The organism is Sphingomonas sp. Leaf20 (genome assembly GCF_001421535.1).
GTDB lineage: Bacteria > Pseudomonadota > Alphaproteobacteria > Sphingomonadales > Sphingomonadaceae > Sphingomonas.
The window spans coordinates 1,510,749-1,531,151 of sequence record NZ_LMKN01000001.1 but is presented as its reverse complement, the minus strand read 5'-3'; the positions used below and the strand labels follow the sequence as shown (position 1 = coordinate 1,531,151).

Below are 20,403 nucleotides of genomic sequence, written 5' to 3'. Positions count from 1 at the left end.
CATCACTGTCTATCGTGCGCAGACTTCCGCTACGCTTGCGACATGCGCCAACCCATGCCGGACGGCTTCGCTTTGCCCTGAAAGCCGGCCCCTATGCGAGCATCCGCAAGATCCTTGGCGCGGCCCGGGAATCGGTCAGGGATGCCGTTGGAGGACCACCTGCGATGCCGGCGCAGCGGGCTGGCCGGTGCCGAGATTCATCGACGATCGTGACCGTCGATCGGGGGCACTCCCTATAATTCACTATCGCAAAACCGTCTTGGGGGCGTGGCGATAAGGAGCAGTCAGTGTCATCGGATCAAGTTTCGTCGCGCCTCACTTTCATGGAGATGGGGCCAAAACAGCAGGCAACAGTGGCGGCGGTCCGGCCGCTCATTCAGAAAATCATCGGCGGCGCACTCGACCGCTTCTACGCGCGGGTCCGACAGCAACCCGAAACCGCGCATTTCTTCCGTGATACCGCGCATATGGACGCGGCCAAGTCGGCGCAGGCGTCGCACTGGCTCAATATCGCAAGCGGCCGGTTCGACGAGAAATTCTACGGCAGCGTGCGGCGCATCGGCTCGGTGCATGCGCGCATCGGGCTCGAACCGCGCTGGTATGTCGGTGCCTATGCGGTCGTTCTCGAAGTCCTTCTCGAGGGTATCGGCAAGGAGTACAGCCCTTGGCGCCGCCTGATGCGCGGGTTTCGTGGACCAAGCGCGACCGATGCGACCGTCGCGATCGTCAAGGCTGCGCTGCTCGACATGGAATTGTCGCTGTCGGTATATTTCGAAGAGGCACAGGTCGAACGCAACGCCGCGATCACCGCGACGGGCAGCGCGCTCAATGCGCTTGCCGCAGGCGATCTGACGAACACGCTGAACGGTCTGCCCGAAAGCTTCGCGCCGCTCGAAGTCAGCTATAACGACGCCCTCAACCAGCTGCGGGACCTGATCGGTGCGGTGTCGCAGAGCACGACGACGATCCGCACCGGATCGCACGAGATCGCACAGGCGTCGGAGGATCTCGCGCGTCGTACCGAAAGCAACGCCGCCTCGCTCGAGGAGACCGCGGCGTCGGTGACGCAGATGGATGGCCGGTTGCGCGCGTCCGCCAGCGCGGCGAGCAGGACGGTCGAACGCGCGGATCAGGCGATCACCACGGTTGGCGGCGGTCGCACCGTGGCAGACGAGGCGGTCCAGGCGATGGGGCGCGTCTCCGAAAGTGCCAAGGGCATCGACAACGTGATCGAGGGGCTCGACAAGATCGCGTTCCAGACGCGCGTGCTGGCGATGAACGCGGCGGTCGAGGCCGGACGCGCAGGCGATGCGGGACGCGGCTTTGCGGTCGTCGCCGATCTGGTGTCCGCATTGGCAATGCGCGCCGAGGAGGAAGCCAAGCGTGCGAGGGATCAGTTGACCGTCACGCAGACGGACATCGTGACCGCGGTCGATGCCGTGACCAAGGTCGACGGCGCACTCGCCGAGATCTTGGGCGATGTGACGCAGGTCCACGAACTTGTCGCGACGATGGCATCGGACAACCAGGCGCAGTCGGAGGCGATCACACAGATCTCGGCCACGATCGGGACGATGGACCAGTCAACGCAGCAGAATGCGGCAATGGTCGAGGAAACCTCGGCCGCGGCGCGCAGTTTGGCGACCGAGGTCGGGGCGCTCGCCGACCGGGCGAACCGCTTCCAGATCGGGCAGGGGCATCGCAACGGCCACGCCTCGGCTGCACAGCGTTCGAACGAACCGGCTAGGCGCGATTTCGTAACCCCCGAAGCCTATGCCTCGCCCGTCAAGCCGCTGCCGGTCGCGGCGATCTCTTCGATGGTCCGCCGCGATGACGACTGGAACTCGTTCTGACGGCGACGTCAGCGGTTCAGGGTGTCGCCGTCAACGGCGCGGGTTGATCCTCGACCTGCTCCGCGGTCGGCGGCACGATCGGTGTCGTGACGATGATCGGGCTGGGCTGGGGTTGCCCGGCCTGACCCATGAGCGCGGTATTCTCCAGGATGTCGAGCGCCTGGCGCGCGATGATGTAGCGTCGTGCGGCCGCCATCCAGTTACCCGCCTGGCCGGCACCCGGCAGGCGCGCGACCTCGGCACGGGCGGCCTCGACCTGACCCGCCTCGAGCAGCCTGCGTGCACGTGCCAGTCGGTCGGCGGGCATCGGCGAGGCCATGCTCTCCTCGCGCAGCACGATAAGATTGTTGAATTCACGCCGGACCGTCTTGAGCCAGCCACCCTCGGCGACGCCGTTGGTGCTGGTGATGTCGGGCGCGATGGTGTCGAGACCCTGGCGAAGATCCTCGATCGTCACCGGCTGGTGGGCCGCCTGGATCACCGCCGCCGTGGCGCGGGGCTGCGCCTTGCCGAAGCGCAGCCGAAGCTGCTCCTCGATATAGCCCAGTCCGACACCGCGATCGATCGCCCGACGCGCGGCAAACGCGACCATCAGCCCCTCGGCACGCGTCGCCTGCGCCGCTGCCGAATTCGCATCCGCCGACACGGCGGCGGTACGCGTTTCGAGCACGCTGAGCTGGCCCGCCAGCGTGGCTTCGCGCGTCGCGAGCACCGCGGTATCGATCACCGCCGGCGCCGATGTCTCGCCATTGGCATTGAGCGGCTGCGCGGGCGTATAATCGGCATTGCCGGTCGTCGCAGCGGACGATTTCACACCGGATCCGGTCAGCGCGGCGGTTTGCGCGCCGAGCCATGGAACGGTCTTGAAGGCATAGCCCATCGCGACCAGGCCGGCGATAAACGCCAGTCCGATCAACGCGATTATTACACCCAGGCGTGGGCCGCGTGCCCTGGAACGGTCGATCGGCACTTGGTCGCTCATGACGCGCTTATCCCCGCGACGCGCGCCAGGGTCAATCGCGCGGTTTCCGGCAATCGCAACGAGCGCGTCGTCGGTCGGCTGGTCAGCGACGATCACCTCCTTCCAGCCACCGCCTGCGGCCGTTCCGACGGCGGCGCTGATGACGATGAGCGCGATCGTTGCGCGATCGACCCCTGCGCCGTCGACCCGTTCGGCAAAGGCCCGCGCCGCGCGTGCGGAATGGATCAGGACATGCTGCGCCGCAGCCGCGCGAATCTCCGCGTCATCGACGCGGACGGGATCACTCGAATAGACGGTGATGGCCTCGACGTTCCCTGCGGTCGGCGCCCGCTCGCGCCCTGCAAGGTGAAGCAGCCGGGCAAGATTTTTCGTACGGGCCTGATCGACCGCCGACCGCGCATCGCCGGTCCCGGTGATCGCGACATCGAAACCCGCCGAGCGCGCAGCGGCCGCCGTCGCATCGCCGACGGCAACGACGGGGAGCCTCTTCAGCGTATCGGGCAGCGCGCCGTGACGCACCGCGTTCGCGCTGGTCAGCAGCACCGCGTCGAACCGCGCAAGGTCGGGCAAAGTCCAGGCCACCGGCACCACCGCGAACAGCGGCAGGGCAACCGCCTCGAGCCCCTGGTCGCGCAGCCTTGCACACGTAGCGGCATTGCCGGGTTCGGGTCGCAGGACCACGAACCGGGTCATGCCGCGAACAGGAGCCTGACGCTGGCGGGCGCGCGGGTCAGCAGGTCGAGCGCGAGCGCCGTTCCCAGATCTTCGTCGATCCCGCCCTCGATCGATCCCGTCACGTCGCAGCGTCCGTCCTCGGCGATCAATTCCGCGCGCAGCGTCAATGTCTCGCCCGCCAGCGATGCGAGCGCTGCGACGGGCGAATGACAGTCCGCACCCAGTCGCGCGAGCAACGCCCGCTCGGTCAGCACGCACAGACTGGTTTCCGCATGATCGATCGCCGCAACGATCGCGCCCGCCGCGCCCTCGCCAAGCACCTCGATACCGACGGCGCCCTGCGCGGGGGCGGGCAGCATCACGTCGGTCGGGATCGCATGCCCGCAATCATGCTGGCCGAGGCGATCGAGCCCGGCTGCGGCGAGCAGCGTCGCGTCCATCTCGCCGCTCGCCACCCGACCGCGCCGCGTGTCGACATTGCCACGGATGAGGACGATTTCGAGGTCCGGGCGCAACCGCAGCATCTGCGCGCGTCGTCGTGGCGAGCTGGTCCCGACCACCGCATTCTGGCGCAGGTCGGCGATGCTTTCCGCGCCGATCAGCCGGTCGCGCACGTCGGCGCGCGGCAGCATCGCCGCGATCCGGATCGTTTCGGGCCGGATCGTTTCGACGTCCTTCATCGAATGCACGGCGCAATCGATCTCGCCGTCGTGGAGCGCGCGGTCGAGTTCCTTGGTCCACAACGCCTTGCCGCCGATCTCCGCCAGCGCGCGATCCTGGACGCGGTCACCGGTGGTGCGGATCACGACCGTCTCGACGGCGTCCGCTGACCAGCCATGCGCCAGGCACAACGCGTCGCGCACCATCGCTGCCTGGGTGAGGGCGAGGGGCGAACCGCGCGTACCGAGCCGAAAACGAGTCATGGTCGTGCCATGCAGAATGGTGACGCATTCGACAAGCGCGGGACAAGCTTCGTGCGGCGCGATAGAGACAGGCGATGATCATTCTCGGTATCGAATCCTCCTGCGACGAAACCGCCGCCGCGCTCGTCACCGGCGATCGGCAGGTCCTCGCGCACCGGCTGCTCGGGCAGGAGGCCGCGCATGCGCCGTTCGGCGGCGTCGTCCCCGAAATCGCCGCGCGCGCGCATGTCGAGGCGCTCGAGCCGCTGATCGTCGCGGCGCTGGCCGATGCGAAGCTGACGCTGGCGGATGTCGACGCGGTTGCCGCGACCGCGGGCCCCGGGCTGATCGGCGGCGTCATGGTCGGGCTGGTAACGGGCAAGGCGCTCGCGCACGCCGCGGGCAAGCCGCTGATCGCGGTCAACCATCTGGAGGGGCATGCGCTGTCGCCGCGGCTGTCCGACCCGGATCTCGAATTTCCCTATCTGTTGCTGCTGGTGTCGGGCGGGCATTGCCAGCTGCTGCTGGTCGAGGGCGTCGGCGCGTATCGCCGGCTGGCGACGACGATCGACGATGCGGCGGGCGAGGCGTTCGACAAGACCGCCAAGCTGCTTGGACTCGGCTTCCCCGGTGGCCCGGCGGTCGAGCGCGCCGCCGCGCTGGGTGATGCAAGGGCGGTGCCCCTGCCGCGCCCTCTCAAAGGCTCGGCCGAACCGCATTTCTCGTTTGCCGGGCTGAAGAGCGCGGTCGCGCGTGTCGTCGGGCAATATCCGCCCGAGGATATCGCCGCGTCGTTCCAGGCGGCCGTGGTCGATTGCCTGATCGACCGCACCACCAGGGCGCTCCGGATCTCCTATGGCGCGACCGCACTCGTCGTCGCGGGCGGGGTCGCCGCCAACACGGCGGTGCGCGGTGCGTTGCAGCGTCTCGCCACCGACAACGGGCTGCGCTTCGTCGCGCCGCCGCTGTGGCTGTGCACGGACAATGCCGCGATGATCGGCTGGGCGGGTGCGGAGCGGTTCGCCGCCGGGCTGACCGACCCGCTCGACGTCGCCGCACGCCCGCGCTGGCCGCTCGATCCGACCGCCGAGGCGGTGCGCGGGGCAGGGGTGAAGGCATGAGGGCGCAGGACATGAGGATCGGCGTCATTGGCGGCGGCGCCTGGGGCACCGCGCTGGCGCAGGTCGCGGCGCATGACGGCCGCGACGTCGTCCTCTGGGCGCGGGAGGCGGCGGTCGTCGACTCGATCAACGCGACTCAGGCAAACGCGCTGTTCCTCGCCGGCGTCGCGCTGTCGCCGACGATCCGCGCGACCGGCGATCTCGCCGCGCTGGCGGACATGGACGCGATCCTCGTCGTCGCGCCCGCGCAGCATGTCGGCAGCGTGCTCGCCGCCGCGCCGATCGGCCGCATCCCGCTGGTGCTGTGCGCCAAGGGGATCGAGGCGGGCAGCAAGCGGCTCGTCGGCGAGGTCGCGCGCGCGGTGCATCCCGCCGCGCCGATCGCGGTGCTGTCGGGGCCGACCTTCGCGCATGAGGTGGCGGCGGGGTTGCCGACCGCGGTGACGCTCGCCTGCGAGGACGAGGCGCTTGGCGAGGCGCTTGCGACGCGGCTCGCGGCGCGGCATTTCCGAACCTATGCGTCGACCGACGTCGTCGGCGCGGAGATTGGCGGGGCGGTCAAGAACGTGCTCGCGATCGGCTGCGGCGTGGTCGAAGGCGCCGGGCTCGGCCAGAATGCCCGCGCGGCGCTGATCGCGCGCGGCTTTGCCGAGATGACCCGGTTCGGGCTCGCGCGCGGCGCACGCGTGGAGACTCTTGCCGGGCTGTCGGGACTCGGCGATCTCGTGCTCACCTGCTCGTCGACGAGCTCGCGCAACTTCTCGCTGGGTGTCGGTCTCGGGCGGGGCGAGTCCGCCGCAACGCTGCTCGGCGATCGCCGCACGGTGGCCGAGGGTGCGTTCACCGCTCCCGTCCTGCGCGAGGCGGCACGCGATGCCGGGGTCGACATGCCGATCACCGAGGCCGTGTGCCGCCTGCTCGAAGGCGCACCCGTCACCGACGTGATCGGCGACCTGCTCGCGCGGCCGCTGAAAGGCGAGGCAGGTTGATAAGAAGCGATTGCCTCATCCTCCCCCTGGCGGGGGAGGATCAAAGGTTTAGCGCAGGACCCGCGCGGCGAGACCCGAACAATCCGCATCGCTCGCGGTCGGCCCCTGTTTCCCCGTGATCGCGCGGCCGATCGCCTTGAAGATATTCCCCACCGACTTCACCTCGGGCGGGATCGACACGCTGGGTCGCTCGATCGTCCCCGTCATATAGGCCGATCCCGGCAACCGGAGCAGCGCATCCTGTTTCGGCGTTCCGCTCAGCCGGATGTTCAGCGTCTCCCCCGGGAACACCACGCTACCCGTCCCCCGCAACTGGCTGGCGGTCGTGTCGATGATCATCGGATCGATCCGTCCATGCCCGCGCGTCACGTCGAGCTTGAGCACGACGCAGCGCAGCCCCGCGCGCTCGCCATCCTTCGCCAGAAGCGCGCGTGCCGCATCGAAGCCGAGCGCCGCTGCGATCCCCTGCGGCAATTGCCCGTCGCGCGCGACGAACCCGATCGTGCCGTTCGCATTGCCGACCGCCGCGCGGATCGTCGCACCGGGGCCTTTCAACCGCGCGCGCGCACTGACATTGCCGCTGAAATCGCCGCCGCCGCCCGCGAGATCCTGCACGCTGCTGCCGCGCAGCCGCAGGTTGATATCGACCATCGGCACCTTGCGATCGCCGCGCTGGTCGACCGTCAGCTTGCCCTCGACACGCCCATGCGGGAGTCGCGCATCGAGATCGCTGAGCGTCAGCAACTGGTGATCGATCGCCAGCACGCCCTTGGCGGACAGGATCGGCGACGCCCCCTTGGCGCTCACGATCCGCTTGATCCTGAACGCCATCCGCGCATCGGTGGTGTCGATCTTGCCGATGTCGATCCGCGTGTTCGGGACCAGTCGCGGGCCGATTGCGCGCTCGAGCGCGGCGCCCTTGGCCTTGCCCTCGTTCGACGAGAGATCACCAAAGTCGAACTGCCGCGACACGATTGCGCCATCGACCTTGCTCCGCCCCGCCTGTTTGTCGACGCTGACATGCCCCGTGAAATCGGACCGCCCGACGACGCCCTTGAGCTGTGTCACCGTCCATTTCGGCTGGTCGTGGCGGACATGCGCGCTGAACGAGACCGGCTGCGTCCGGAACAGCCCCGCCTCGATCACCGCGTCGATCAGCTTGAGATCGGTCGCGCGCGCGGTCACGTCGAGGCTCATCGCGTCGGTATCGAGCGGGCGGTCCATCCGGCCCTTCGCCGTGATCGAGAGCGCATCGCCGTCGATCGTCGCGGTGAACGGCCAGGGCTTGCCCTGGAACGTCTCGACCGAAGGCCCCGCGACCGCAATCCGCACCGCCGCACCGCGGATCGTGCCGGTGCCGGTCGCGCGGATCCCGTGCACGGGATCGGAGGCGAAGCGCGCGGTCACGAAACGATCCTGCTTGTCGTCGCGATACGCGATCACGCTGTCGCTGATCGTCAGCCCGTCGAGTTCCGTCGAGCTGGAGCCGCCCTTCGGCTTGCCCGGTCGTTCCCAATTGGTCCGGCCATTCCGGTCGCGGACCAGCACGAGCCGCAGCCCGCGCGCCTTCACATCACGCGGCCCGAACGCGCCTTTTAGCAGCGCGAGCCCGGAAAACGTCGCCTCGGCCTCGCGCAACCGTACGAAATCGCCCGTTCCGGCCCATGCCGCCTGCGGGATACGCACGTCGGTGATGCGGATCGTCGGGTTGAATCCGAACGTATCGACGCGCTCGATCCCGCCGATCGTCACGGGGCGTCCGAACCGCGCGGTGAGCTGGCGCTGGATCACCCCCTTGAGCGACCCCCAGGGAAACGCCGCAAGCCCGACAAGTCCCAGCACGAGCACGCCCGCGACGACCATGCCGGTGATTTTAACCCAGCGTTTAGCGAAGAATCCCCTCATCCTACCGCGACGCGCCGCCAGGAGATACGTTCCACCTGCGTCAGGACCGCTGCCGCAGATTTACCCCCGTCGTTCGCACTCTACCCCGCCATTCTCACCCCACCCGTCATCCTCGCCCCACCCGTCATCCTGACGAAAGTCAGGATCCAGAGTCAGCTACGGCGTCGTTCGTGATCCTGGATCCTGACTTTCGTCAGGATGACGGACGGGGCATGTGTCGTTCGTGATTCTGGATCCTGACTTTCGTCAGGATGACGGACGGCGCATGGGTCGTTCGTCACACCGGATCCTGATCGCGTCAGCATCACGGACAGGCCATCGCGCCCGGATCAGAAGTCGATCGCCATGCCCTTGAGCTCCCAGTCGCCATAGCGCGTGGGATCGCGCGGTTCGGGATCCTTGTCGGGCACGATCGGCTCGGGTTTTGGCACCGGCGTTGTCTTCGCCAGATATTCGGGTGGCTTCACATGATCGGGGCGCTGGCCCATCGCGGCTCTCCGGATTTGCGTGTTGGCGTCGTAACCGCCACATGGGCCCTGCCGCGCGACTTTGCCACTACAGCCACGCGGCAAACCGAACGCGAAGGACCTTATATGCCCGACTATACCCACGCCCCCGAGCCGCTTGGCGTCCCCACCCGCCGGGCAGCACTCCGCCTGCTCGACGCCGTGCTCCGACGCGGCGAGTCGCTCGAATCCGCGCTCCCCGCCGCGACCCGCGCGATCCACGGCCCCGATCGCGGCCTCGCGCACGCGATCGCCGCCGAGACGCTGCGCCGGCTCCCCGATCTCGATGCGATGATCGATTCGGTCACCAAGACCAACCTCCCCGACGATGCGAAGGCGCGGATGGCGCTGCGCATCGCGCTCGTCCAGGTGTTGATCCTCGGCACGCCGTCGCACGCCGCGATCTCGACCGTGCTGCCCTTGGTCGACGGCGGCCCGCGCAAGCTCGTCCACGGCGTGTTCGGCACGCTGTTCCGCGCGAACATGCTGCTCCCCGAGGTCCCGACGCTGCCCGCGCCGGTCGAACTCCGCTGGGAAGCCGCGTGGGGCGAGGAGATGGTCGACGCCGCCGGTCGCGCGATCGCCGCACCGCCGCCGCTCGACCTCACGATCGCCGACCCCGCCGAAACCGAAGGCTGGCGCGAGAAACTCGGCGGCGAGAGCTTCATGCCCGGCCATCTTCGCCTGGGCGATCACGACTCGGTCCCCGACATGGCCGGGTTCGGCGACGGCGCGTGGTGGGTGCAGGACATCGCCGCCTCGCTCCCCGCACGCCTGCTGGGGAAGGCGCCGTCAGAGGGTGGGGGCCACGTCCTCGATCTGTGCGCGGCGCCGGGCGGCAAGACGCTGCAGCTCGCCGCGGCAGGCTGGACCGTCACCTCGGTCGACAATTCGCAGAGCCGGATCAAGCGCCTGCGCGAAAACCTCTATCGCACGCACCTGAAGTCGGAGGTCGTCAACGCCGACATCCTCGAATGGGCGCCCGCCGAGCCCGCCGACGCGATCCTGATCGATGCGCCATGCAGCGCGACGGGCATCTTCCGCCGCCATCCCGACGTGCTCCACCGCGTCCGCCCCTCGATCATCGCCGAGACCGCGGCGCTCCAGGCACGCATCTTCACGCGCGCCGCCGACTGGGTGAAACCCGGCGGCACGCTCGTCTACGCGACCTGTTCGCTCGAACCGTCGGAGGGCGAGGCGCAGCTCGATGCGTTCCTGTCCGCGCGCAGCGACTACACGATCGCGCCGGTCGACCAGGCCGAACTTCCCGCGGGCATCACGCCCACCGAGACCGGCCCCCTAGCTGGTAGCGTCCGCACGCTCCCCGGCATGCTCGCGGATGAAGGCGGCTGCGACGGCTTCTTCATCGCCCGCCTCAAGCGCGCCTGACCAATCCTCCCCCGCAAGGGGGAGGATACAAGCCCTTCGCACCACGTGAATCCCGCGCTAGGACAATCCCATGCAACCCGTCCGTATCGCTCCCTCGATCCTGTCCGCCGACTTTGCCAAACTGGGTGAGGAGGTTCGTGCCATCGACGCGGCCGGTGCCGACTGGATCCATATCGACGTGATGGACGGGCATTTCGTCCCCAACATCTCGTTCGGCCCCGCGGTCATGAAGTCGGTGCGCGGCATGACCACCAAGCCGTTCGACGTCCACCTCATGATTTCTCCCGTCGACGCCTATCTCGACGCGTTCGCGGACGCCGGTGCGGACTGCATCACCGTGCATTACGAGGCCGGCCCGCACATCCACCGCTCGCTCCAGCATATCAAGGGCCTCGGCAAGCGCGCCGGTATCGTCATCTGCCCCGGCACGCCCGCCAAGATGCTCGATTATCTGCTCGACATGGTCGACCTCGTGCTGGTGATGAGCGTCAACCCCGGCTTTGGCGGACAGAGCTTCATCCCGAGCCAGCTCAAGAAGATTGCCGCGATCCGCACCATGATCGAAAAGAGCGGTCGTGCGATCGATCTCGAGGTCGATGGCGGTGTCGATGCCGAATGGGCGAAGCGCTGTATCGAGGCGGGCGCCGACGCGCTGGTCGCGGGCACCTCGGTCTTCCGCGGCGGGCCAGCGCAGTATGCCGCGAACATTGCGGCATTGAGGGGCGATTGAGCCAGCGCGATCCCGCGACCGACCCCGCGCTCGACGGGATCGATGAAGGCCGCCGCCTGATCCGGCTCGGCGGCGACAAGGGGCTGTCGCTCGCCGATCGGCTGGCCGAGCGCTTCCACCGGCTGACATGGCGCACGCCGTTGCATGCGCTTCGCCTCAAGGGGCGCTACCCGCTCAAGCTCATCGCGGTCCCCGGCGATCCGATCCTCGGCGACATCCCGCGCGGGACGATGCTGCTGGAGGGTGTGCTCTCGTTCCGCGGCGAGGCGCGCGATATCGAGACGCTCGACCTCGCCAAGCCGCTGCCCAAGGCCTTTGCCGACTATCTGCACAGTTTCGCGTGGCTGCGCGATCTCTCGACGGTGGCGACGCGGTCGCGCGGCGCACCGATCGCCGAATATCTGATGGGGCTCTGGCTGACCGCCTATGCCGACAAGACCGGGGGCATCGCATGGCGGCCCGACATGTGGGGCCGTCGCATCCTGTTCTGGACCGCGCACGCACCGCTGATCCTGTCCTCGTCCGACCTGATCTATCGCTCGAAGGTGTTGAACGCGCTCGCGCGCGGCGCGCTCCACCTCGATCGCACGGCCGACAAGGCGCCGGCGGGCGCCCCCCGCATCGCCGCCTGGTGCGGGGTCGTCGCCGCCGGACTGCTGATCCCCGGCGGAGACCCTCGTCGCGCGTTCGGCGAGGCGGGTCTGCTCCGCGCGCTGGGCACCGGATTGTTCGACGATGGCGGGTCGGTGTCGCGCAGCCCGTCGATGCTGCTCGACACGATCCAGCTGCTGACGCTGCTCCAGGAAAGCTACGTGGCGCGTGGCCTCGCGCTCCCCGAGACGGTCGGCGTCACGCTCGCGCGGATGGTCGCGGCGTTGCTCGGCGTCGCGCATGCCGATCACGGGTTGTCGAGCTGGCAGGGCGGCGGACCCTCGAGCGAGACACAGGTCGCCGCCGTGATCGAGGCGAGCGGCGTCCGTACGCGGCCACTCCGCCAAGCGCGCGACTGGGGCTATCAACGGCTCGCAGCGAGCAGCGCGGTGCTGATCGTCGATGCGGCGCCGCCGCCGATCGCGCGCCTCGTCGAAGGGGGCTGCGCCTCGACGCTCGCGTTCGAGTTCTCGGACGGTCCGTCTCGCATCGTCGTCAATTGCGGCGGCGCGCGGGCCGGCATCGCGCAGCTTCCCGCGGCAATGGTCGAGGGGCTGCGCTCGACCGCGGCGCATTCGACGCTGACGATCGCCGACAGCAATTCCACCGCGATCCATGCCGACGGCACGCTCGGCCGCGGTGTCGGCGAGGTCGAATTGAGCCGTCAGGAATCGGAGGCCGCCAGCCGGATCGAGGCGAGCCATGACGGCTATGTCCGCCGCTGGGGGTTCCTCCATCGCCGCCAGCTGATGCTCACCGGAGACGGGCGCGAGCTGCGCGGCGAGGACGCGCTTCTGCCGCAGGGGCGCAGGCGGCGTACCGGCCTGTCGCTGTTCGCGATCCGCTTCCATCTCGGCGCGGGAGTGCAGGTGTCGCCGACCGCGGACGGACTGGGCGCGATCCTTCGCCTGCCGGGCGGTGCGCTCTGGCAGTTCCGCTGTCGCGGCGGCGCGCTGGTGGTCGAGGACAGCGTCTGGATCGACGCGGACGGCCGCCCCGTCGCGACGCAGCAGCTGATGATCACGGGCGAAGCCGCAGCCGGTGGCGCGAGCGTGAGCTGGGCGCTGAAAAAGGCCTGACGGTCACCGCCATCATCCCCCACCCCCGTCATCCTGACGAAAGTCAGGACCCAGGATACCAAACGATCGCGCCCGTGGCTCTGGGTCCTGACTTTCGTCAGGATGACGTAGGGAGGGGAGGGCAGCTCCCCCTGTTCCCAAACCCCAACCGACGCTAAGGCCCGCCGCACGGCGACTCCACGAAAGACCCTCATGACCAGCATCCCGATCAAGCGCGCGCTCCTGTCCGTTTCCGACAAGACGGGGATCGTCGATCTCGGCAAGTCGCTCGCGAGCCACGGCGTCGAGCTGGTCTCGACCGGCGGCACCGCCACCGCCTTGCGCGCGGCCGGCCTCGACGTCCGCGACGTGTCAGAGCTGACCGGCTTCCCCGAGATGATGGACGGCCGCGTCAAGACGCTCCACCCGATGGTGCATGGCGGCCTGCTCGCGGTCCGCGACGATGCCGGCCACGCCGCGTCGATGGCCGAGCACCAGATCGGCGCGATCGACCTCGTCATCGTCAATCTCTATCCGTTCGAGGCGACCGTCGCCAAGGGCGCAGACCGCGACACCGTGATCGAGAATATCGATATCGGCGGCCCCAGCATGGTCCGCTCGGCGGCCAAGAACCACGCCTATGTCGCGATCGTCACCGATCCCGCGGACTACGCCCTCGTCGCGGGCGGCACCACCACGCTCGACGACCGCAAGCGCCTCGCCGCCAAGGCCTTCGCCACCACCGCCGCCTATGATTCGGCGATCGCGACGTGGTTCGGCACCGTCGACCAGGCCGAGGCATTCCCGCCCGTGCTGCCGATCACGCTCAAGCGCGGCGACACGCTTCGCTATGGTGAGAACCCGCACCAGTCCGCCGCCTTCTACACCGCGACCGACAGCGTCCGCGGCATCGGTCAGGCGCGCCAGCTCCAGGGCAAGGCGCTGAGCTACAACAATCTCAACGACGCCGACGCCGCGTTGGAGCTCATCGCCGAGTTCCGCGACGCCGAACCCTCGGTCGTCATCGTCAAGCACGCCAACCCATGCGGCGTCGCCACCGCCGCCACGCTCGCCGAGGCCTATGCCGCTGCGTTCGCGTGCGACACCGTCTCGGCGTTCGGCGGCATCATCGCCGTCAACCGGACGCTCGACGCGGAAACCGCGCGCGCGATCACCGGGATCTTCACCGAAGTCGTCGTCGCCCCCGACGCCGATGAGGAGGCGATCGCGCTGTTCGCTGCGAAGAAGAACCTCCGCCTGTTGCTGACCGGCGAGCTCCCCGATCCCGCGCGCGCCGGGCTCACCGCCAAGTCGATCGCCGGCGGCTGGCTCGTCCAGGGCCGCGACAATGGAGTCCTGGGGGGCACCCCCGGCGACCTGACCGTCGTGACCAAGCGCCAGCCGACCGAGCAGGAGCTGATCGACTGCCGCTTCGCCTGGACCGTCGCCAAGCACACCAAGTCGAACGCGATCGTCTATGCCAAGGACGGCAGTACCGCGGGCATCGGCGCTGGCCAGATGAACCGCCTCGAATCCGCGCGCATCGCTGCGTGGAAGGCGAAGGACGCCGCGGACAAGGCCGGCTGGTCCACCCCGCGCACGATCGGCTCCGCGGTCGCCTCGGACGCGTTCTTCCCGTTCGCCGACGGCCTGCTCGCCGCGGTCGAGGCAGGCGCCACGGCAGTGATCCAGCCCGGCGGGTCGATCCGCGACGCGGATGTGATCGCGGCCGCGGACGAAGCCGGTCTCGCGATGGTGTTCACCGGGATGCGCCACTTCCGGCATTGATCGGACCCGGGCCCCCGGCGATTGCGGGGGGCCAGTTACGGGATGGCCGAACCGGCGTTGGGGAGCACCGGTTCGGCTTCGGGTGGCTTCTTCTTGAACAACGCCCGGTCCGCCGGGCCGAACGCCCATTTCCACAGGATGAAGAGATACGTCCCGGCGATCGCGGGTTCCCCGACCGCGAGTTCGACCCATTCGTACCGTTTGGGCAGCGCGGTGAAGGCGGCGCCGACGACGATGGCAGCCAGCGCGGCCCACACGAGCGGCCAGCGCCATGGCGACACGCTCGCACCGAGCAGGTGGCCGAGCAGCCTGGACTTGATCACCGAGGTCAGCGCGACCGACAGCATGAGCGCGACCGCCGGCCCCGCCGCCTGATAATTCACCGGATAACCGAGCCCGCGGATCAGGAAGATCAGCGCGAAGCTGAGCCCGATCTGGAAGGCGAGCATCGCCGCCGAGATCATCAGGTTCCGGTGACGCGCGATGTAGACGAGCGCGGATTCGCTGACCGCGCCGGTCGAGGCGAGGAATTCGGCGGTCAGCAGGAACGCGAGTGCGGCGGTGCCGGCGACGAATTGCGGGCCCACCACGCCCATCACTGCTTCGCCGGGAATAGAGCCCATCAGCGCGAGCCCGCCCTGTGCCGCCATGATCCAGAACGCGACCTGGCGGACCTGGTTGGCGATCGCGGCGCGGTCGTTGTTCGCGAGGCTCTGCGTGATCACCGGGCCGAGGATAGGGTCGAAGCTGGTCTTGAGCTTCTGCGGCAGGCTCGCGACCTGCTGCGCCATGTAATAGATGCCGACGATCTTGGGCTCGAACATCACGCCGAGGATGAAGCGGTCGACGTTGCGGCTGCCCCATTCGAGGATGTCCGCGCCCGCCAGCGGCACGTTGGCGCGGGCGAGCGTGTAGAGCGGCCGCAAATGCGGCGACCAGCCGCGGGGGACGCCGTAGCTGCGCAGGAACGGCACGAGGCTGGCGATCAGCGCCGCGATCATCGACGCGACATAGCTGAGCACGAGCCCGTCGCGGATCGTGAAATAGGAGAAGGCCCAGGCGGCGATCGAGATCGTCCACGGCTCGACCACCGCGCGCGCGGTGACTGCGGCCTTGACGTTGAGGCGATAGGCGAGCGCGGCGAGGCTGACGTCGGACCAGGCGACCGCGACGATGATCAGCGGCAGGAACCGGTCGAGCCCGGTGATCGCGCTGTTGGGATACATGATCTGCGGGAAGGTGCAGAGCACCGCGCTGGCGATCAGCGAGGCGATGAACGCCACCGCCATCGCATCCCACACGACGTTGGCGTGCGGGCGATCCGCGCTGCTGAGCGCCTGCGCGAGCCCGCGCTTGAGGCCGAGCGTGGCCAGCAACGCGGCGAGTTCGACGACCACGACCGCGATCGCGAACCGGCCGACCAGGTCGGGACCGTAGATCCGGCCGGCGATGAACAGGAACGGGATTCGCGCGGCCAGCCGCAGGACGAAGCCCGCGATGTTGGTCCGACCGCCCTTGGCGAGCGTGTCGATATCCTTGGTCGATTCGGTCACGGGCGGGCGCCGTCGGTGCGTCGCGCCGCGGCACAGCCGCGTCGTCGGTCGGAGCAAGCGCTCCGCCGGCGGCGCTTGTGCGAGTCAGCCGGGCGTTGCCGGCTGCCGCCCTGCGCGATCAATGCGCCGCGCCCCAGCTCAGGCCGGTACCGATTTCGATGCCGAGCGGCACGTCGAGCGTCACCGCCGGCGTCGCGGCGTTGGCCATCACGCGTTCGATCACCGGCTTGGCCGCCTCGACATCGCCCTCGGGCAGTTCGAACACGAGTTCGTCGTGGACCTGGAGCAGCATGCGCACGTCCGGCAGCCCGGCCTCGAGCAGCGCAGGGCCCATGCGGACCATCGCACGCTTGATGATGTCCGCGCTCGTCCCCTGGATCGGCGCGTTGATCGCGGCGCGCTCGGCGCCCTGGCGTTCGTGCTGGATCTTCGAGCGAATCCGCGGAAAATGCGTTTTCCGGCCGAACAGCGTCGTCGTGAACCCGGTCGCGCGGACGCTTTCGGTGGTGTCGACGATGTAGCTCGAGATGCCGGGGAAGCGATCGAAATAGCGGTCGATCATCGCCTGCGCCTCGTCCGCGCTCACGTCGAGTCGACCGGCGAGCCCCCAGCGCGAGATGCCGTAGAGGATCGCGAAGTTGATCGTCTTGGCACGGCCGCGCGTGTCGCGGTTGACCTCGCCGAACAGCTCCTGCGCGGTGAGGCTGTGGATGTCGTCGCCATTCGCGAACGCCTGCTTCAGCGCAGGCACGTTCGCCATGTGCGCGGCCAGCCGCAGCTCGATCTGCGAGTAGTCGGCGGCGAGGATCACATTCCCGGGCTCCGCCACGAACGCGTCACGGATCTGGCGGCCGATCTCGGTGCGGATCGGGATGTTCTGCAGGTTGGGATCGGTCGACGACAGCCGTCCGGTCTGCGCGCCGGTCAGCGAGTAAGAGGTGTGGACGCGGCCCGTCGCCGGGTTGATCTGCGCCTGCAACGCATCGGTATAGGTCGATTTCAGCTTCGAGAGCTGGCGCCAGTCGAGCACCTTGCGCGCGATCACCGCGCCGGGCGAATCCTTGTCTGCGGCGATCCGCTCGAGTTCGGTGACGTCGGTCGAATAGACGCCCGACTTGCCCTTGCGGCCGCCCTTGATGCCCATCTTCTCGAACAGCACGTCGCCCAGCTGCTTGGGGCTGCCGATCGTGAACGGCGCGCCGGCGAGCGCGTGGATCTCGGTTTCGAGGCTCGCCATCTGCGCGGCGAACTCGGTCGAGAGCTTCGACAGTTTCGCCGCGTCGACCTTGATGCCGTGCATCTCCATCTGCGCGATGACGGGGACGAGCGGGCGGTCGACCATCTCGTAGACGCGCGTCGAGCCCTCGGCGGGCAGGCGGCGCTTGAACCGGCGCCACAGGCGCAGCGTCACGTCGGCGTCCTCGGCCGCATAGTGGGTCGCGGCCTTGAGGTCGATTTCGTTGAACGTCCGCTGCGACTTGCCGGTGCCGACCACGTCCTTGAACGCGATGCAGGTATGCGAAAGGTGCGTGGCCGCGAGTTCGTCCATGCCGTGGCCGTGCAGCCCTGCGTCGAGATCGAAGCTCATCAGGATCGTGTCGTCGAACGGCGCGATCGTCACGCCGCCGGTCGCCGCATAGGCGCGGGCGAGGACGATCATGTCGTATTTCAGATTATGGCCGATCTTCAGGATGCTCGGATCCTCCAGCAACGGCTTCATCTTCGCGAGCACGATCGCGCGGTCGATCTGGACCGGGTTTTCCGCGAGCAAATCGGTGCCGCCATGCGCGATAGGCACGTAGCAGGCGAGGTTCGGATGCAGCGCGAGGCTGATCCCGACGAGGTCGGCGCGCGTCGCGTCGATCCCCGTCGTCTCGGTGTCGATCGCGATCCAGCCCTGGTGCCTGGCCAGCGTGATCCAGCGGTCGAGCGCGCCCTCGTCGACGACGGTCTCGTAATCGTCATGCTTGCACGGCTCGTCCGCGTCCATGTCGGCGACGACGGTCGACTCGGCGACCGGCGCTTCTGCGACGGCCGACAATTTGGCGATCAGCGACTTGAAGCCGTGATGTTCGAGGAATGCGCGCAAGGGGGCGTCGGGGATACCCTTGAGTTCGAGATCCTCGAGCGGCTCGGGCAGCGCGACGTCGCATTTGAGCGTGACGAGCACCTTCGACAGCCGCGCCATCGCGGCATGCTCGATCAGATTGTCGCGCAGCTTGCCCTTCTTCATCCCCTCGGCCGCGGCGAGCACCGATTCGAGGTCACCATGCTCGAGGATCAGCTTGGCGGCGGTTTTGGGGCCAACGCCGGGGACGCCGGGGACGTTGTCGACGCTGTCGCCCATCAGCGCGAGCACGTCACCGAGCTGCGCCGGGGTGACGCCGTGGAATTTCTCCGCGACATGCTCCGCGCCCAGCCGGCGGTTGTTCATCGTGTCGTACATGTCGAGACCGGGCTCGATCAGCTGCATCAGGTCCTTGTCGGAGCTGACGATCGTGACCTCCCAACCCTGCGCGAGCGCGGCCCTCGAATAACAGGCGATGATGTCGTCGGCTTCAAGTCCCTCGGTCTCGATGCACGGCAGCGAGAAGGCGCGCGTCGCGTCGCGGATCATCGGGAACTGCGGGACGAGATCCTCGGGCGGCGGCGGACGCTGCGCCTTGTACTTGTCGTAGAGATCGTTGCGGAACGTCTTCGACGACTTGTCGAGGATGACCGCCATGTGAGTCGGGCCGTCTGCAGCGTGGACCTCGTCCGCGAGCTTCCACAGCATCGTCGTATAGCCATAGACCGCGCCGACCGGCTCGCCATGCTTGTTGGTGAGCGGCGGCAGCCGGTGATAGGCGCGGAAGATATAGCCGGAGCCGTCGACGAGATAGAGATGGGGCATCACGCGCGGTCTAGCGGATGCGCGCGCGCGGACCAATGGGCGAAGCGTGGCTGTTGGGTATCAGATTGGAGGAAATCTCGCCCGTCTCGATCAGGCGATCCCCCCCCGCCAGGGGGAGGTGGCAGGCGTCACCCTGATGGAGGGGAAGGACACGGAGCCGAGGTCGCCTTGACCGCCCCCTCCGTCCGGCGAGTGCCAGCCACCTCCCCCTTGCGGGGGAGGATCGGAGTCAGCTTTGAGGGCGCGCGTTGCCCGCATGCGCGGCGACGGCCGCTGCGACCGACTGGATCAGCATCTGGCGTTCGCGGATCGGGCGCAGCGTGTCGCCGATCATCACCGCGATCGCATAGCGCTTGCCGTCGGGTGCGGTGAGCAGGCCGACATCGTTGAAGCCCGCGTTGCGGCGCCCGAGATCCTGACCGGTGCCGGTCTTGTGCGCGATCCGCCACCCCGCGGGCAGCGCGGCGCGAAGCCGCGCGCGGCCGGTGACCGACGCCCCCATCGTGTCGAGCAACACCTGCGTCGAGCTCGCGCTGAGCAATTCGCCGCGCGCAAGCCGCGCGAGCGCATCGGCAATCGCGATCGGCGCAGCACCATCGGGCGGGTTGGCGACATAGGCATCGAGCGCCGCGGCACGGACCGTGGGATCGAGCTGCGCGCGGGCGACGGCAAACGCATTGCCGAGCGCATAGGCCGGCTGCCAGACGAGCCCGGCGGTCCCGCTCTGCAGCTGGCGCTCGCCCGGACCGAAGCGGATCTCGCCGAGCTGCTTGCGCAGGATCATGCCGCGCACCGCGCGCGGGCCACCGACATAGCTCAGCAACCGGTCGTTCGCGGTATTGTCACTGTGCGTCAGCGCGCGCGTCAGCAATTCGCCGACCGTGGTGTGATAGCCGTCGCCCTTGACCAGCATCGCGATCGGCTGGTGGAACAGCGTGAGGTCTTCGGGCCGGACCACGACCGGATCCTCGAGCCGCGCCTTGCCCTGGTCGCGCAGGTCGAGCAGCGTGATCGCCACCCAGAGCTTGCTGACCGATTGCTGCGGCAAATGCTGGCGTCCGCCGACCTCGACCGTCCAGCCATCATCGACCGCGCGGATCGCGATCCCCGACTTGCCCTCGAACCCCTGATGCAGCGCGACGATCGCAGCATCGAGCTGTGCCGGCGCGGCACGAACAGGACGCGCGGCGACGGGCGGGATCGGGATCGAGACGGTCGCCTGCGGATCGCCCTGCGGCGCGGCGGTGCTCGTCCCCGGTCGCGACGAGGGGCCGCAGCCCGCAACCGCGAGCGCGATGCCGGTGACCCCCAAGAGACACGCGAACCTGCCAGATGCCATATGTACCGATTGCCCCGTGATCCGGCGGCAATCCTTATCGGCCCGCACGGTCCGCGATATGCCCGTACC

Annotated in this window: 14 protein-coding genes; 7 read left to right on the top strand and 7 right to left on the bottom strand. The window is 68.6% G+C overall.

Annotation, left to right across the window (positions count from 1 at the left end):
* Positions 1–287: 287 nt before the first annotated feature.
* Positions 288–1,853 (top strand): globin-coupled sensor protein, encoded by a 1,566-nt coding sequence (locus tag ASE72_RS06985; protein ID WP_156350169.1) that lies wholly within the window; start codon positions 288–290, stop codon positions 1,851–1,853.
* A 16-nt stretch (positions 1,854–1,869) separates the two neighbouring features.
* Here the strand turns inward: ASE72_RS06985 and ASE72_RS20805 are convergent, their stop codons facing one another.
* Together ASE72_RS20805 and hemC are read right to left on the bottom strand one after the other, a co-directional pair.
* Positions 1,870–3,528: a uroporphyrinogen-III synthase gene (locus ASE72_RS20805; protein ID WP_235532261.1), complete on the bottom strand. Its 1,659-nt coding sequence runs from the start codon at positions 3,526–3,528 to the stop codon at positions 1,870–1,872.
* Positions 3,525–4,433 carry a hydroxymethylbilane synthase gene (gene hemC, locus ASE72_RS06975; RefSeq protein ID WP_056018241.1) on the bottom strand — a complete coding sequence of 303 codons (909 nt, stop codon included), beginning with the start codon at positions 4,431–4,433 and terminating at the stop codon, positions 3,525–3,527. Before hemC ends, ASE72_RS20805 begins: the two co-directional genes overlap by 4 nt.
* 74 nt (positions 4,434–4,507) lie before the next feature.
* Here hemC and tsaD point away from each other — a divergent pair, with 74 nt between their 5' ends.
* Together tsaD and ASE72_RS06965 are read left to right on the top strand one after the other, a co-directional pair.
* A complete protein-coding gene (tsaD, locus tag ASE72_RS06970) occupies positions 4,508–5,533 on the top strand; it encodes a tRNA (adenosine(37)-N6)-threonylcarbamoyltransferase complex transferase subunit TsaD (RefSeq protein WP_056018239.1) in 1,026 nt (341 codons plus the stop codon).
* An 11-nt stretch (positions 5,534–5,544) separates the two neighbouring features.
* Complete coding sequence (locus tag ASE72_RS06965) at positions 5,545–6,522, top strand: NAD(P)H-dependent glycerol-3-phosphate dehydrogenase (protein ID WP_056018237.1); 978 nt, start codon at positions 5,545–5,547, stop codon at positions 6,520–6,522.
* A gap of 48 nt (positions 6,523–6,570) precedes the next feature.
* Here ASE72_RS06965 and ASE72_RS06960 read toward each other — a convergent pair whose 3' ends face one another.
* Both ASE72_RS06960 and ASE72_RS19565 read right to left on the bottom strand, forming a co-directional pair.
* The gene (locus ASE72_RS06960) at positions 6,571–8,427 is read right to left on the bottom strand and encodes an AsmA family protein (RefSeq protein WP_082445827.1); all 1,857 of its coding nucleotides are present in this window, start codon (positions 8,425–8,427) and stop codon (positions 6,571–6,573) included.
* 329 nt (positions 8,428–8,756) lie between these two features.
* On the bottom strand, positions 8,757–8,915 hold the full coding sequence (locus ASE72_RS19565; RefSeq protein ID WP_082445075.1) for a DUF1674 domain-containing protein: 159 nt from the start codon (positions 8,913–8,915) through the stop codon (positions 8,757–8,759).
* 105 nt (positions 8,916–9,020) lie between these two features.
* Here ASE72_RS19565 and ASE72_RS06955 point away from each other — a divergent pair, with 105 nt between their 5' ends.
* The 4 genes from ASE72_RS06955 to purH all read left to right on the top strand — a co-directional run bounded on the left by ASE72_RS06955 (position 9,021) and on the right by purH (position 14,549).
* On the top strand, positions 9,021–10,322 hold the full coding sequence (locus tag ASE72_RS06955; protein WP_056018233.1) for an RsmB/NOP family class I SAM-dependent RNA methyltransferase: 1,302 nt from the start codon (positions 9,021–9,023) through the stop codon (positions 10,320–10,322).
* A gap of 70 nt (positions 10,323–10,392) precedes the next feature.
* Positions 10,393–11,052, top strand: a complete 660-nt coding sequence (gene rpe, locus ASE72_RS06950; protein ID WP_056018230.1) for a ribulose-phosphate 3-epimerase — start codon at positions 10,393–10,395, stop codon at positions 11,050–11,052.
* Positions 11,049–12,782 carry a heparinase II/III family protein gene (locus ASE72_RS06945; RefSeq protein WP_235532260.1) on the top strand — a complete coding sequence of 578 codons (1,734 nt, stop codon included), beginning with the start codon at positions 11,049–11,051 and terminating at the stop codon, positions 12,780–12,782. The genes rpe and ASE72_RS06945 overlap by 4 nt, the downstream gene beginning before the upstream one ends.
* Positions 12,783–12,974: 192 nt before the next feature.
* Entirely contained in the window at positions 12,975–14,549 is a 1,575-nt protein-coding gene (gene purH / locus ASE72_RS06940; RefSeq protein WP_056018229.1) for a bifunctional phosphoribosylaminoimidazolecarboxamide formyltransferase/IMP cyclohydrolase, read from the top strand.
* A gap of 35 nt (positions 14,550–14,584) precedes the next feature.
* Here purH and ASE72_RS06935 read toward each other — a convergent pair whose 3' ends face one another.
* The 3 genes from ASE72_RS06935 to ASE72_RS06925 form a co-directional block, all read right to left on the bottom strand.
* Positions 14,585–16,102, bottom strand: coding sequence for a lipopolysaccharide biosynthesis protein (locus tag ASE72_RS06935; RefSeq protein WP_056019148.1), 1,518 nt, complete (start codon positions 16,100–16,102; stop codon positions 14,585–14,587).
* Between the two features lie 118 nt (positions 16,103–16,220).
* The gene (gene polA, locus ASE72_RS06930; RefSeq protein WP_056018228.1) at positions 16,221–18,995 is read right to left on the bottom strand and encodes a DNA polymerase I; all 2,775 of its coding nucleotides are present in this window, start codon (positions 18,993–18,995) and stop codon (positions 16,221–16,223) included.
* Between the two features lie 229 nt (positions 18,996–19,224).
* Positions 19,225–20,334, bottom strand: coding sequence for a serine hydrolase (locus ASE72_RS06925; protein ID WP_056018226.1), 1,110 nt, complete (start codon positions 20,332–20,334; stop codon positions 19,225–19,227).
* Positions 20,335–20,403: the final 69 nt, after the last annotated feature.

Bases quoted from the DNA above. Each gene is read 5' to 3' on its own strand.
- ASE72_RS06960 (WP_082445827.1), bottom strand. From the start codon at position 8,427: ATGAGGGGATTCTTCGCTAAACGCTGGGTTAAAATCACCGGCATGGTC.
- purH (WP_056018229.1), top strand. From the start codon at position 12,975: ATGACCAGCATCCCGATCAAGCGCGCGCTCCTGTCCGTTTCCGACAAG.
- ASE72_RS19565 (WP_082445075.1), bottom strand. From the start codon at position 8,915: ATGGGCCAGCGCCCCGATCATGTGAAGCCACCCGAATATCTGGCGAAG.
- ASE72_RS06965 (WP_056018237.1), top strand. From the start codon at position 5,545: ATGAGGATCGGCGTCATTGGCGGCGGCGCCTGGGGCACCGCGCTGGCG.
- ASE72_RS06925 (WP_056018226.1), bottom strand. From the start codon at position 20,334: ATGGCATCTGGCAGGTTCGCGTGTCTCTTGGGGGTCACCGGCATCGCG.
- ASE72_RS20805 (WP_235532261.1), bottom strand. From the start codon at position 3,528: ATGACCCGGTTCGTGGTCCTGCGACCCGAACCCGGCAATGCCGCTACG.
- polA (WP_056018228.1), bottom strand. From the start codon at position 18,995: ATGCCCCATCTCTATCTCGTCGACGGCTCCGGCTATATCTTCCGCGCC.
- rpe (WP_056018230.1), top strand. From the start codon at position 10,393: ATGCAACCCGTCCGTATCGCTCCCTCGATCCTGTCCGCCGACTTTGCC.
- ASE72_RS06955 (WP_056018233.1), top strand. From the start codon at position 9,021: ATGCCCGACTATACCCACGCCCCCGAGCCGCTTGGCGTCCCCACCCGC.
- hemC (WP_056018241.1), bottom strand. From the start codon at position 4,433: ATGACTCGTTTTCGGCTCGGTACGCGCGGTTCGCCCCTCGCCCTCACC.
- tsaD (WP_056018239.1), top strand. From the start codon at position 4,508: ATGATCATTCTCGGTATCGAATCCTCCTGCGACGAAACCGCCGCCGCG.